Origin of the sequence: Streptomyces albus subsp. chlorinus, assembly GCF_013302895.1 — a bacterium.
Lineage (GTDB): Bacteria > Actinomycetota > Actinomycetes > Streptomycetales > Streptomycetaceae > Streptomyces > Streptomyces chlorinus.
In genome coordinates this window covers 6,499,701-6,512,412 of record NZ_VJOK01000001.1, presented here as the reverse complement: position 1 = coordinate 6,512,412, position 12,712 = coordinate 6,499,701, and the positions used below count along the sequence as shown (strand labels likewise).

At 74.3% G+C, this 12,712-nt stretch carries 8 protein-coding genes and 3 pseudogenes; 6 read left to right on the top strand and 5 right to left on the bottom strand.

Annotation, left to right across the window (positions count from 1 at the left end):
• The coding region (locus tag FM076_RS28195) for an AMP-dependent synthetase/ligase (protein WP_173873681.1) at nucleotides 1-1,859 on the top strand (1,859 nt) is incomplete at its 5' end.
• Between the two features lie 44 nt (nucleotides 1,860-1,903).
• Nucleotides 1,904-3,016, top strand: a complete 1,113-nt coding sequence (locus tag FM076_RS28190; protein ID WP_173873680.1) for an isoaspartyl peptidase/L-asparaginase family protein — start codon at nucleotides 1,904-1,906, stop codon at nucleotides 3,014-3,016.
• A gap of 10 nt (nucleotides 3,017-3,026) precedes the next feature.
• On the opposite strand, the pseudogene FM076_RS34270 reads toward FM076_RS28190, so the two are convergent.
• Together FM076_RS34270 and FM076_RS28185 are read right to left on the bottom strand one after the other, a co-directional pair.
• Nucleotides 3,027-3,158: pseudogene (locus tag FM076_RS34270) on the bottom strand (acyl-CoA dehydrogenase); the annotation flags it as partial.
• 144 nt (nucleotides 3,159-3,302) lie between these two features.
• Entirely contained in the window at nucleotides 3,303-4,787 is a 1,485-nt protein-coding gene (locus FM076_RS28185; RefSeq protein WP_173873679.1) for a 3-hydroxyacyl-CoA dehydrogenase, read from the bottom strand.
• A gap of 138 nt (nucleotides 4,788-4,925) precedes the next feature.
• Here FM076_RS28185 and FM076_RS28180 point away from each other — a divergent pair, with 138 nt between their 5' ends.
• Nucleotides 4,926-5,939, top strand: coding sequence for a LysR substrate-binding domain-containing protein (locus tag FM076_RS28180; RefSeq protein ID WP_173873678.1), 1,014 nt, complete (start codon nucleotides 4,926-4,928; stop codon nucleotides 5,937-5,939).
• A 1-nt stretch (nucleotide 5,940) separates the two neighbouring features.
• Nucleotides 5,941-7,164: an acetyl-CoA C-acetyltransferase gene (locus FM076_RS28175; protein WP_173873677.1), complete on the top strand. Its 1,224-nt coding sequence runs from the start codon at nucleotides 5,941-5,943 to the stop codon at nucleotides 7,162-7,164.
• A 226-nt stretch (nucleotides 7,165-7,390) separates the two neighbouring features.
• Here FM076_RS28175 and FM076_RS28170 read toward each other — a convergent pair whose 3' ends face one another.
• A complete protein-coding gene (locus FM076_RS28170; RefSeq protein ID WP_173873676.1) occupies nucleotides 7,391-8,362 on the bottom strand; it encodes a helix-turn-helix domain-containing protein in 972 nt (323 codons plus the stop codon).
• Nucleotides 8,363-8,584: 222 nt separating this feature from the next.
• Between FM076_RS28170 and FM076_RS28165 the strand changes: the two are divergent.
• Together FM076_RS28165 and FM076_RS28160 are read left to right on the top strand one after the other, a co-directional pair.
• Nucleotides 8,585-9,738 (top strand): annotated as a pseudogene (locus tag FM076_RS28165) (glutamine synthetase); the annotation flags it as partial.
• 63 nt (nucleotides 9,739-9,801) lie between these two features.
• A pseudogene (locus FM076_RS28160) lies at nucleotides 9,802-10,635 on the top strand (amidohydrolase family protein); the annotation flags it as partial.
• Between the two features lie 200 nt (nucleotides 10,636-10,835).
• On the opposite strand, the gene FM076_RS28155 reads toward FM076_RS28160, so the two are convergent.
• Both FM076_RS28155 and FM076_RS28150 read right to left on the bottom strand, forming a co-directional pair.
• Nucleotides 10,836-11,351 carry a lytic polysaccharide monooxygenase auxiliary activity family 9 protein gene (locus FM076_RS28155; RefSeq protein WP_173873675.1) on the bottom strand — a complete coding sequence of 172 codons (516 nt, stop codon included), beginning with the start codon at nucleotides 11,349-11,351 and terminating at the stop codon, nucleotides 10,836-10,838.
• 134 nt (nucleotides 11,352-11,485) lie between these two features.
• Nucleotides 11,486-12,565 carry a SpoIIE family protein phosphatase gene (locus tag FM076_RS28150; protein WP_173873674.1) on the bottom strand — a complete coding sequence of 360 codons (1,080 nt, stop codon included), beginning with the start codon at nucleotides 12,563-12,565 and terminating at the stop codon, nucleotides 11,486-11,488.
• Nucleotides 12,566-12,712: the final 147 nt, after the last annotated feature.

The following is a 12,712-nucleotide window of genomic DNA, read 5'->3' as shown; positions in this document are numbered from 1 at the left end:
TCGTGCGCGAGGCCCGCGCCGAGCCCCTCGTCCCGCCCGCCACCAGCGGCAGCATCGCCGACATCCCCTTCATAAACGCGGCCGAGGCCCCCGACGCGGTCGTCGTACGACGCCGCGAGCCGGGTGGTTGGCCGCCCGTCACCGCCGCGGCCTTCGCCCGCGAGGTCACCGCCACGGCCAAGGGCCTGGTCGCGGCCGGGCTGGAGCCCGGCGCGCGGGTCGCGCTGATGTGCCGGACCCGCTACGAGTGGTGCGTCCTCGACTTCGCCGTCTGGGCCGCCGGCGGGCAGACGGTGCCCATCTACGCGACCTCCTCCGCCGAGCAGGTCGAGTGGATCCTGCGCGACTCCGGCGCCGCTTTCCTGTTCGTGGAGACGTCCGCGCACGAGGCCACCGCACGGCTCGCCCTCGCCGCGCTGCCCGCCCGCCCCCGGCTGTGGCGGATCGACGCGGACGACGGCGCCCCGGGGGCGCTCGCCCGGCTGGCCGACGAGGGCCGGGCGGTGCCCGACAAGGAGATCACCCGGCGCCGCTCGGCGCTCGGCCCCGAGACCGCGGCCACCCTCTGCTACACCTCCGGCACCACCGGCAGGCCCAAGGGCTGCGTGCTCACCCACGGGAACCTGCACGCCGAGGCGGCGAACACCGTCCAGCTGCTGCACCCGATCTTCAAGGAGGTCACCGGGCAGACCGCCTCGACCCTGCTGTTCCTGCCGCTGGCCCACATCCTGGGCCGCACCCTCCAGATCGCCTGCCTGTCCGCGCGGATCGAGTTCGCGCACTGCCCCAGCGTCCGACCCGACGAGCTGCGGCCCGAACTGCGCTCCTACCGGCCCACGTTCGTCGTCGGCGTGCCCTACCTGTTCGAGGAGATCCACGACACCGGCCGGGAGACGGCCGAGAAACTGGGCCGCGGCTCCTCCTTCGCCCGCGCGGACCGGATCGCGGTGCGCTTCGGCGAGGCGTACCTGCACACGTTCCTCGGCACCGGCAAGGGCCCTTCCCCGGGCCTGTATCTGGCCTGGGGCCTGTACGACCTGCTGGTCTACCGGCGCGTCCGCAAGGAACTGGGCGGCAGGCTGCGCTACGCCATCTGCGGCGGCTCCCCGCTGGACCGCCGCCTCAGCCTGTTCTTCCACGCGGCGGGCATCGTCGTCTACGAGGGGTACGGGCTGACCGAGACCACCGCGGCGGCCACCGTCACCCCGCCGCTCGGCCCCCGCCCCGGCACGGTCGGCCGCCCGGTGCCCGGCACCGCCGTACGCATCGCGGAGGACGGCGAGGTCCTGGTCAAGGGCGGCATCGTCTTCGGCTCGTACTGGAACCGCCCGGACGCCACCGAGGAGGTGCTGTCGGACGGCTGGTTCGCCACCGGCGACCTGGGCCGGCTCGACGAGGACGGCTATCTGACCATCGTCGGGCGCAAGAAGGACATCCTGGTCACCAGCGGCGGCAAGAACGTCTCCCCCGCCCCGCTGGAGGACCGGCTGCGCAGCCGGCCGCCGGTGGCGCAGTGCATGGTCGTCGGCGACGGCCGCCCGTACGTGGGCGCGCTCGTCACCCTCGACCCTGAGGCGGTCGCCCACTGGCTCGCGGTGCGCAGGCGGCCACTGGACACCCCGCTCGCCGTGCTGCGCGAGGACCCGGAGCTGGTCGCGGAGGTCCAGCTCGCCGTGGACTACGCCAACGAGTCCGTCTCCACCGCCGAGTCCATCCGCCGCTTCCGTATCGTCGACGGCGAGTTCACCGAGGAGAACGGGCTGCTGACGCCCTCGCTGAAGGTGAGGCGCGCGGCGGTGGCGGAGGCGTACGCACACGAGATCGACGCCCTCTACAGCAAGAGGGGTCCCGCGCAGTAGGGTGCGCGCGTTCCAAGGTCACCGACCGGAGGGAATGACCGCCCATGCGCGCGATTCCGCGGCTGCGCACCCGCTCCTGGCTCCTGCCCGCCCTGGCGGCGGCCACGACCGTCACCGTCCTGGCCGTCACCGTGCCCCGGGACGGCGGGAGCCCGCCGGGCGGCTCCCCCGTGGCAGCCGCCGCACCGGCCCCGGCTGGCAAGGGGAAACCGGACGCGCGGGATGTGGTGCTCGCCGTGCACGGCGGGGCCGGCACGGCACTCGAGCGGGACGAGACCAGCCCCGAGAAGGAGAGGGCCTACCGGGACGGGCTGGAAAGAGCGCTGCGTGCCGGACAGAAGGTGCTCGAGGCGGGCGGCAGCAGCACCGAGGCCGTGGAGAAGGCCGTCAACGTCCTGGAGGACGACCCCCTGTTCAACGCGGGCAAGGGCGCCGTCTTCACCGCCGACGCCGGACACGAGCTGGACGCCTCGATCATGCGCGGCTCGGATCTGAAGGCGGGCGCCGTCGCGGGCGTCAAACACGTCCGCAATCCGATCACCGCGGCCCGGCTCGTCATGGACAAGACCAGGCATGTGCTGCTCGCCGGGCAGGGCGCCGACGACTTCGCCCTCGAACAGGGTCTCAAACCGGTGACGCAGGACTACTACTACACCCAGCGGCGCTGGGACGAGCTGATGAGGGCCAAGGGCAACGGCGACGGCAAGCCGCTCAAGGACGCCACCAAGGGCACGGTCGGCGCCGTCGCCCTCGACGCGAGGAAGAACCTCGCCGCCGCCACCTCGACGGGCGGGCTCACCAACAAGATGGCCGGCCGCGTCGGCGACTCGCCACTGATCGGCGCCGGAACATACGCCAAGAACCGCACGGTCGCCGCCAGCGCCACCGGACAGGGCGAGGTCTTCATCCGCGGCGCGGCCACCGCGACCATCTCCGACCTGATGGAGTTCCAGGGCAGGGATGTCGCGGCGGCCGCCTACGAGGTGCTGATCAAGCGGCTGCCCGCGCTGGGCGGCGACGGCGGGGTCATCGCGCTGGACCGGCACGGCACCTTCGACGCACCGCACAGCAGCGAGGGCATGCTGACCGGCTATCTGACCCGCGACGGCAAGCTGGTCACCCGGATCTTCCCGGACGAGTCCCCGGCCGGCCGGTGAACACCGCGGCTCACAGGGCGTCGATCCCCGTCAGCGCCCGGCCGGTGAGCAGCTTCCGCACCCGGCTCGTGCCCTCGCGGAGGGTCAGCACGCGGGCGTCCTGCGGGTACATCCCCGCCGGGTGCTCGTCGATGCAGCCGTAACGCCGAAGGTCCGCGGGCAGTTGTCGTCACCGGCAGGCCGAGGGCGGCCGGCTCGCTTTCCCCGCCGCGACGGCGAGCACCCCGACGAGGGAAACCGGCGGTGCCGAACCCACCCCCGCGCCACCCCCGAGTCCGGAGGGGGCTCACTCGGGGACCGGCGGCATGGGGGTCGTCAGCGGCAGGCCGAGGGCGGCTCGGTGGGTGAGCCAGGGGGTGGGGCGGTAGCGGGGGTCGCCCGTCTCCTCGTGGAGGGCCCGCAGGAGGGCGAGCATGCGGGCCGGGCCCACGTGGTCGCCCCAGGCGAGGGGCCCGCGGGGGTACCCGAGTCCCAGGGTGACGGCCGTGTCGATGTCGTCCGGGTCGGCGATGCCGCGCTCGGCGATCCCGGTGGCGACGTTCACGACGGAGGCCAGCAGGCGCTGGGCGGGAGAACCGGCCGTGTCCCGTACGACGGTCACCGCGTGGCCGTCCCGCCCGAGGACGGCCACCGCGTCGCGGACGGCCGCGCGGCCGGTGGCGGCCGTCACCGCCAGCACCCGGCGCGGGGTGCCGAGCGAGAGGGGGTCCACGCCCAGGGTGCGGTCGGCGGGCAGCCCGCTCCCGGCGACGGCCGCCGCGACGGTGGTTCCCCAGGTGGGCACCAGGACCAGCGCGCTGCCGGAGGGCCGGTCGGTGGTGGCGAGTCCGGCCGGGTCGTCACCCAGCACGGTGAGGGGCCGCGCGGGGTCGCCGCCCTCGACGCGGGGTTCGGGCGGCGCGGCCCCCGCGGCGCCGTCCCCGTAGGTGTAGAAGCCCGCGCCGGTCTTGCGTCCGTGCAGCCCGGCGGCGACCCGGTTGGCCGTCAGGTACGAGGGCCGCAGCCGGTCGGCGTGGCAAAAGCCGGTCCAGACGGTCTCCATGACGGACGCCGTCACATCGAGACCGGTGAGGTCCATCAGTTCGAACGGCCCCATGCGCAGTCCGAGGACGTCGCGGGCGACGCGGTCGAGGGCCGCGGGTCCCGCCACGGACTCCTCCAGCAGCGCGAGGGCCTCGGTGACCAGCCCGCGTCCGGCGTGGTTGACGAGGAACCCGGGGGTGTCCGCCACGGTGACGGCGCGGTGTCCGGTGCCCTCCACGAGGGAGCGGAGCAGCGCCGTGACCTCCTGGCGGGTGGCGGCGCCGGGCACCACCTCGGCGAGCCTCATCAGCGGGACCGGGTTGAAGAAGTGCAGTCCGGCGAGGCGTCCCGGGTCGGTGAGCCGCGCGCCGAGCCGGGTGACCGACAGCGAGGAGGTGTTGGTGGCGAAGACGGTGGAGGCGGGCAGCACCCGCTCCAGGCCGGTGAACAGCTCGGCCTTGACGTCCAGGTCCTCCACCACCGCCTCGATCACCAGCTCCGGCGCCGCGCCGCTCCCGGCCGCGTACGGGGAGTCCAGCTCGACGAGGGCTTCCAGCGCCCGGTCGGCGTCGGCGGGGGCCGGCCGGCCCTTCTCGGCGGCCCGCCGGAGCATGGAGCGGACGAAGGCGACCGCCTCGGGTACGGCCTCGGGCCGCGCGTCGGCGAGTTCGACGGTGTGCCCCGCCGTGACGGCCCACTGTGCGATGCCGCGCCCCATGGTGCCGGCTCCCACCACCCTGATCCGCATGAACGGCTCCCTCTTCTCGCGCCCGCGGTGCCCACCCGTGCGGTCCTACGCTGCCAGCGGCCATTGATCTGCGTCCAGTACCAAATTAGAGTCTCTTTGATACGGAGAGCAGATCAGTCCGGCCGCAGGGAGCCCGTCGTGGAGCTGCGCCACCTCACCGCGTTCGTGGCCGTGGCCGAGGAACTCCACTTCGGGCGGGCGGCCAGGCGGCTCAACATGGCGCAGCCGCCCCTCAGTCAGCAGATCCGCCAGTTGGAGAGCGAACTGGGAGTGCGGCTGTTCGAGCGCAGCACGCGCTCGGTGCGGCTGACCGGCGCGGGTGAGGCGTTCCTGCGGCCGGTGCGGGAGGTGCTGGCCGGGCTGGAGACCGCGACACGCCTCGCGAAGGCCGCGGGCCGCGGCGAGTTCGGCCGGGTGAGCGTGGGCTTCGCGGGCGCCTCCAGCCATGCCGCGCTGCCCCGGCTCACGCGCGCGGTCCGCACCGCGCACCCCGGCATCGAGCTGGTGATGCGGGGTCAGACGTACGCGAACCGGGCCCTGGACCTGGTCGCCGACGGCTCCCTCGATCTCGGCTTCGTGCGGCTGCCGGTGAGCCGGCCCGGTGTGGCGGCCCGGGTGATCGCCGAGGAGCGGCTCGTCTGCGCGCTGGCCTCCGACCACCCGCTGGCCCGCGAGGAGCGGATCGAGGTCGCCGGCCTGGCGGGCGAGCCGTTCGTCAGCTTCCCGGCGGACGCCGGCTCCAGCCTGCGGGACGCGACCTTCCAAACGTGTGAGCGCGCCGGGTTCGTCCCGCGCGTGGTGCAGGAGGCGCCCGACTCGTACACGGTCCTGGCCCTGGTGGCGATGGGCGTCGGCGTCACCCTCACGCTCACCTCCTGCACCCACATCCAGCAGACGGGGCTCGTCTACCGCCCGCTGGCGGGCCGGCCCGTGGTGCTGCGCTCGGCGCTGGCGTGGCGGACGGACAATCCGTCACCGGCGCTGCGCAGCGTGCTGGCCGTCGCCCGGCGGGTGCTGCCCGCCCCGCCCGGCGCCGCCGACGGGGACGACCGCGGCGCCGGCACCGGGAAGGCCGGCAGCACCGGCAGCACGGACGACGACAGCAAGGGCAAGGCCCCACCCGACGACGCCCCGGCGACAGAAAGGCCATGAGATGTCCGACATCGTCCTCTGCGCACCCCTGCGCACCCCCATCGGCCGGTTCGGCGGGGCGCTCGCCGGGCAGCGGCCCGAAGGCCTGGCGGCACTGGTGATCGGCGAGATCGTCGCGCGTACGGGCATCGACCCCCAACTGGTCGACGAGGTGATCCTCGGGCACGCCTACCCCTCCTGCGAGGCGCCCGCCCTGGGCCGGGTCGCCGCGCTCGACGCCGGGCTGCCGGAGTCGGTGACCGGTACCCAGATCGACCGGCGGTGCGGTTCGGGTCTCCAGGCGGTGCTGGACGCCGCGATGCAGATACGGGCCGGTTTCAGCCAGGTTGTCCTCGCGGGCGGCGCCGAGGTGATGAGCGCGGCGCCCTACTACACGCACGAGGGCCGCTGGGGCATCAGGGGCCCGGGGCTGACGCTGCACGACTCGCTGGCCCGCGGCCGGGTCACCGCGGGCGGTGTCAACCATCCGGTGCCCGGCGGAATGATCGAGACGGCCGAGAACCTGCGCCGGGAGTTCGCCATCAGCCGCGCGGACCAGGACGCGCTCGCCCTGCGCTCCCAGCAGCGCGCCGCGCACGCCCTCGCACAGGGGCTGTTCGAGGCGGAGACCGTACCGGTGACCGTACGCACCCGCAAGGGCACCGAGGTGGTCGCCGCCGACGAGCACCCCCGTCCGGACACCACCGCCGAGCAGCTCGCCGGGCTGCGGCCGGTGCGCATCGAGGAGGACCCGGAGGCGACGGTGACGGCGGGCAACGCCAGCGGCCAGAACGACGCCGCGGCCGCCTGTCTGGTCACCACCGCCGGCACCGCCGAGCGGCTGGGGCTGCGGCCGCTGGTGCGGCTGGTCTCCTTCGCCCGGGCCGGGGTGCCCGCGGCCACGATGGGGCTCGGCCCGGTGGGGGCCATCCGGGACGCGCTGGCCAAGGCGGGCCTCACGCTCGCGGACATCGACCTCGTCGAGCTGAACGAGGCCTTCGCCGCACAGGTCCTGGCCTGCACCCGGGTCCTCGGACTGACCGACAAGGACCACGAGCAGCGGATCAACGTGCACGGTTCCGGCATCTCGCTGGGCCACCCGGTGGGGGCCACGGGCGCGCGCCTCCTGACGACCCTCGCCCATACGATGCGGCGCCGCCAAGCACGCTACGGCCTGGCGGCCCTGTGCATCGGCGGCGGCCAGGGCCTGGCCGCCGTCGTCGAACGGATGGCCGACGCCGCCTGACGGTCCAGCGGGGACGGACGGGGACGGACGGGGCTCCCGTCGGGGGGGCCGTGCGGGCCGGGAGGGGCCCCGTCCGGTCGTCCGCGTCGGGTCGGCCCGCGGCGTCCGGCGCCGCGCTTCCGGGACGGAGGGGTGCCCTCGTACCAGGTGTACTCGGGCGGGTCCGACGGCGCGGGGAGGGGCGGCACCAGGCGTCGCGGGCCCGGCGTGAGGTGCCGGACGGTGCCTAGCGGCAGGTGAAGCGGCCCGCGACGGTCGGGGCCGGCTCGTCGTCCGGCAGCTCCTCGGCGATGCGGTGCAGCATCCCGCGGGTGTCGGCGGGGGACAGCGAGCGGGTCACCAGGCGGTCGGTCACGCGGCGGTACGCCTCGATGTCCGTCTCGTCCTCCAGGTAGCAGGCCGAGTCGAGCTGCTCCACGTAGACGACGTCGGACAGTTCGCTCTCGGGCAGCCGCAGCAGGGTGACGGGACCGCCCGCCGCCGCGTGGCCGCCCGCGCTGAACGGCATGATCTGGACGGTGACGTGCGGCAGTTCGCTCACCGCCACCAGGTGCCGCAGCTGGGCGCGCATCACGGCCGCTCCCCCGACGGGGCGGCGGAGCGCGGCCTCGTCGATGACGGCCCACACGTGCGGCGAACGGGGACCGCGGAGGATCTGCTGGCGCCTCATGCGCAGGTCCACCCGCCGCTGGATGCCCGCCTCGGGCTCCTCTTCGTGCGCCAGTTCGATGACGGCGCGTGCGTACTCGGCGGTCTGCAGCAGACCGGGCACGAACTGCACCTCGTAGGTGCGGATCACGCTGGCCGCCTGCTCCAGCCCGAGGTAGGTGTGCAGCCACGCGGGGACCACGCCCCGGAACGCCTGCCACCAGCCGGGCGTGTTGGCCTGCTGGGCCAAGGCGGTCAGCACGGCGCGTTCGCTCTCGTCCGTGACGCCGTAGATGGTGAGCAGGTCCGCGACGTCGCGCAGCGCGCAGCCCGTCCGGCCGTGCTCGACGTCCTCGATCCGCTGGTGCGTCACACGGATGGCCTCGGCGGCCTCCCGGCGCGATATGTACTGCGCCTCGCGCAGTCTTCGCAGCCGGATGCCGAGCACCCTGCGGGGCACCGCCGGCGACGCGGCGGCCCCTTCGCCCGTACCGTCCCGCACGGCGTCCCCGACGGCCGGTTCGCCGCCAGTGACGTCAGTGATGCGCATACCGCTGCTCCCGTACCGTAGCCGCATTGGTCTCGCCACCTTCCAAGTTTCCCTCCCCGCTCCGATGTGGCCTCACAGGGGGTACTGCCCAACTAGCCCCGAAGTCAGGCACGTCACATCAGGCTTCTTGCCGCTGGCACATCCCGGGCGTGAGGCTGTGCGCCGAAAGGGCGCCGTGCGGCGGCTTGCCCTGATCGCGCGGGGGGAGTAAACGCCTCCAGCATGGGAACCACACGGCGGACACCGCCGCAGGACACGGAGACGGCGGCGCGCGCGGCAGCGGACACGGCAGGCCACCTGGGCCGCCCTGGGGATTCCGGCCGCGCGCAGGAGCGGGCACACGCCGCCGCGGCGCGGCTCGCCCGGGAGGGAGCGCTCGGCGTGGCGCTCACCTGGGTGGACAACGCCGGCCTGACCCGCGTCAAGGCCGTACCGGCCGCGCGGCTGCCGCAGGCGCTGGCCACCGGTGTCGGCATGTCCCCGTGCTTCGACGTTTATCTCGTGGACGACTCGATGACCACCAGCGCCCACATCGGCGGCCCGGGCGGCGACCTGCGGCTGGTGCCGGACCTGGAGCGGCTGACGGTGCTGGCTGCGCAGCCGGGCTGGGCGTGGGCGCCCGCGGACCGCTACGAGCAGGACGGCACACCGTACGCCGCCTGCCAGCGCGGCTTCGCACGGCGGATGGCCGAGCGGGCGCTGCGGGAGCACGGCATCGAGGTGCGGATGGGATTCGAGACGGAGTGGGTCGTCACCAGCGGGTCCGCGCCGGACCGGGACAGCGGCATCCCCGCCCCGTTCCCGGCCTCCGGGCCCGCCTACGGCATGGCCCGGCTGGTGGGGGCCTCGGACTACCTGCGCGACGTGCTCTCGGCGCTGACCGGCCAGGGCGTCGAGGTCCTCCAGATCCACCCGGAGTACGCGCCGGGCCAGTTCGAGGTCTCGGTGGCGCCCTCCGACCCGGTGGGCGCGGCGGACCTGGCGGTCCTGGTGCGCGAGACCGTGCGGGCAGTGTCGCTGCGGCACGGGCTGACGGCGCTGTTCGGCCCCGTCGTGGACCCGGACGGGGTGGGCAGCGGCGCCCACGTGCACCTGAGCCTGTGGCGGGAGGGGCGGAACCTGTGCGCGGGCGGCACCGGGCCGTTCGGCATGACGCCGGAGTGCGAGGCGTTCCTGGCCGGGGTGCTGCGTCAGCTGCCCGCGCTGCTGGCCCTCGGCGCCCCTCCCCCGCCGGCTATCTGCGACTGCGCCCCTCCCGCTGGGCCGGGGCCTTCCAGTGCTGGGGCCCGGAGAACCGGGAGGCGGCGCTCCGCTTCATCGCCGGGACCGCGCGCCACCCCCAGGGCGCCAACGCCGAGGTCAAGTGCGTGGACGCGGCGGCGAACCCGTACCTGCTCGTGGGCGGCGTCATCGCGGCGGGGCTCGCGGGGCTCGCGGACGGGGACGCGGCCCGGCTGGTGGACACCGGGCTGCCCGGCCCGCTGCTCACCCCCGGGGAGCTGGCCGAGGCCGCGGGAGCGGAGGCCCACGAGATCGTCCGGCTCGAAAGGCTGGCCGAGCGGGCCGCGGACACCGCGCGGGACACCCACGGCTTCCTCGCGGAGGTCTCCGACGGGATCCGCGCCGCGGTGCGCACGGCACGCGGCTTCAAGTCCGTGGCCGCCTACCGGTGCGGCCTCGGTCTGGCCCCCTCGCCCCCGGGCACCGCGGAGATCTACGCCGCCGCCGACCGCTGGCTGGCCTCCCGCGTTCCGGGCGGCAGGCTCACCGACCCCGTACTGGAGCGTCATCTGCTGTGGTCGGCGGTGCGGACCGGCCTGCCGCTCCAGATCCACACCGGTTTCGGCGACCCCGACCTGCGCCTGGACCACTGCGACCCGCTGCTGCTGACCGACTTCATCCGCGCCACCGCCCCCTACGCCGCCCCGCTGATCCTGCTGCACTGCTACCCGTACCATCGCGGCGCCGGCTATCTGGCGGCTGTCTTCCCCCATGTCTACGCCGACTTCGGCCTCTCCCTCTGCCACACCGGTGCCCGCGCCCGCGCCGTGCTGGCCGAGCTGATGGAACTCACCCCTTTCGGCAAGCTGCTGTTCTCCACCGACGCCTACGCGCTCCCCGAGCTGTACCTGGTCGGGGCCCGGCTCTTCCGCGAAGCCGTCACGGAGCTGACCCGCGAGTGGGTGGAGCGGGGCGAGTGGTCACCGTCCGACGCCGGACGGGTGACGGCCATGATCGCGGGCGGGACGGCCAGAAGGCTCTACGGCCTCTGACGCCCGCACGCTCACGCCTCCCGCGGGCACACGGGGTGCCGGGCACCGGGCCGGGCACCCGTCCCCGCACCGCTCATCCGTCGGCCCACACCGCGAGGGTGCCCCCTCGTGTCCGCCGGGGCGGGCAAGGGGGGGCACCCTCGTTCACCGGGCGAAGGGATCAGCGGATGCCGGCCGGTGTCGGCCGGCCTCAGCCGGTCTCAGCCGATGTTGACGTCGACGCAGGCGTAGAAGGCGTTGGCCGTGTCGGCCACGTTCCACACGGCCAGCACGGTCTGCCGGCCGGAGAAGCCGCCGAAGTCCACCTGGTGGGAGAGGTGGTTCGGCGGCTGCTGCCCGCCCTGGTCGAACTCGGCGATCTTCTGGCCGTCGATGTAGTACTCCCAGGTGGTGGTGCGGTGCGGGGCCGTCAGCGTCCAGTTGAAGGTGGCGGACCTGCCCACGTTCGCCACGTTCCAGCCGTGGTTGTCGTCCCGCAGCTCGGCCCACTCGTCGTGGCCGCCCGCGCAGTCCTGGAGGCCCTTGGGACCCTCCACGCTCTGCGGCTCGTACTTGATGGAGCCGCACTCGACGACACCGGCGGCGCACTGCGCCTGCCTGCTGGCCGGGTCGCTGATGTAGCCGTGGGCGCTCGCGGGGGTCACGGACAGGCCGAGGACGAGCAGCGGGGAGAGCCCGGCACCGATGAGCGCGGCCCACTTCCTTTTCTTGTGCATGACAATTCCTCCGGCGGCGAGGCCGGTGCGGCGCACGGCCGCGCCGGCCTCGGTGGGGGGTAACCGATTGGTCTAGACTTTAGTCATTGTCCATGCACCGTCAAGGCATCGCGCACCGGGGATGGTGGAAAACGTCACCCACCCCGCGTGAGGACCAGGACGGCCATGTCGTCCTGCCGCTGGCCGCCCGTCCACTCGGTGACCGCCTTCACCAGCGCGTCGGCCAGCTCGTCCGCACGTCGCAGCCCCGTGTCCCCCAGCCCTCGCTGCACGTCGAAGAAGACGCCGTCCGGGTTGCGGGCCTCCGTGACGCCGTCGGTCACCAGCACCAGCGAGTCCTGCGGAGCGAACGGGAACGTCTCTTCGACCGGGTCTCCGTGCGAAGGGCCCAGACCGGTGGAGAGCGGCAGCTCGGGATGGGTCGGCTCCAGGCAGACGACCGCGCCGTCGTGCAGCAGATAGGGCGGCGGGTGCCCCCTATTGAGCACGGTGACCGTGTCGCCGCTCGGCGGGATCTGGACCAGCAGCGCGGTGACGAACCCCTCGATGTCGTCCTCGCTGTCCCGGCGCCGGGCGCCCTCCCGGTCGAGGGCGCGGTCGAGCCGGTCGGCCAGGTCGTGCAGGGTCGGCACGTGCTCGGCCGCCTCCCGGAAGGCACCGACGGCGACCGAGACGGCCGAGACGGCACGCAGCCCCTTGCCCCGTACGTCACCGATCAGGGCGCGGATGCCGAACGGCGTCTCCTGGATCGCGTAGAGGTCGCCGCCGATGGCCGCCCCGGCCTGCGCCGCCACGTACCGGTCGGCCACGGTGAGCGGCCCGACATCGGCGGGCGGGGCGGGCAGGACGGCGCGCTGGGCGGCCTCCGCGACGTTCAGCGCGAGGGCCAGATTGCGGCCCTGCCGGTCGACCAGCCACTTGATCCACAGCCCCACCAGGCTGACGACCAGGACCGCGAGCACGTCCGTCAGCAGCGCGGAGAACTCCCGGCTCGCGTACCCGGCGGCGCCCGCCGCCGCGACGCAGGCCGCGACCGCGAACAAGACGCTCGCCCGGAAGGAGTACACCATGCCGGCCACCATCGAGACGCAGGCCAGCAGCGGCAGCCCGTAGTAGGGCCGGGGAGTGAACACGTCCGCCGCCACGCCCCCGAGCAGAAGCAACGGCGGCGCCACATACGGCACTCTCGCCAGCGCAACCACGGGGCGGCCCACCCGGCCCTCCTGTCGTCGTCCGTCGGTCGCGTGCGCAAGGCAGCGGCCCCGTCATGGCGATTCTCCCATTTGCGTACATTTCTGCGCGTTACGGCGGCCCGCGAGCCGCCCCGCACCCGGCGTGCACGGACACGGGACGGGCGCGGG

Coding starts and splice junctions, on each gene's coding strand:
- FM076_RS28190 (WP_173873680.1), top strand. CDS start 1,904: ATGCGCGCGATTCCGCGGCTGCGCACCCGCTCCTGGCTCCTGCCCGCC.
- FM076_RS28185 (WP_173873679.1), bottom strand. CDS start 4,787: ATGCGGATCAGGGTGGTGGGAGCCGGCACCATGGGGCGCGGCATCGCA.
- FM076_RS28175 (WP_173873677.1), top strand. CDS start 5,941: ATGTCCGACATCGTCCTCTGCGCACCCCTGCGCACCCCCATCGGCCGG.
- FM076_RS28170 (WP_173873676.1), bottom strand. CDS start 8,362: ATGCGCATCACTGACGTCACTGGCGGCGAACCGGCCGTCGGGGACGCC.
- FM076_RS28155 (WP_173873675.1), bottom strand. CDS start 11,351: ATGCACAAGAAAAGGAAGTGGGCCGCGCTCATCGGTGCCGGGCTCTCC.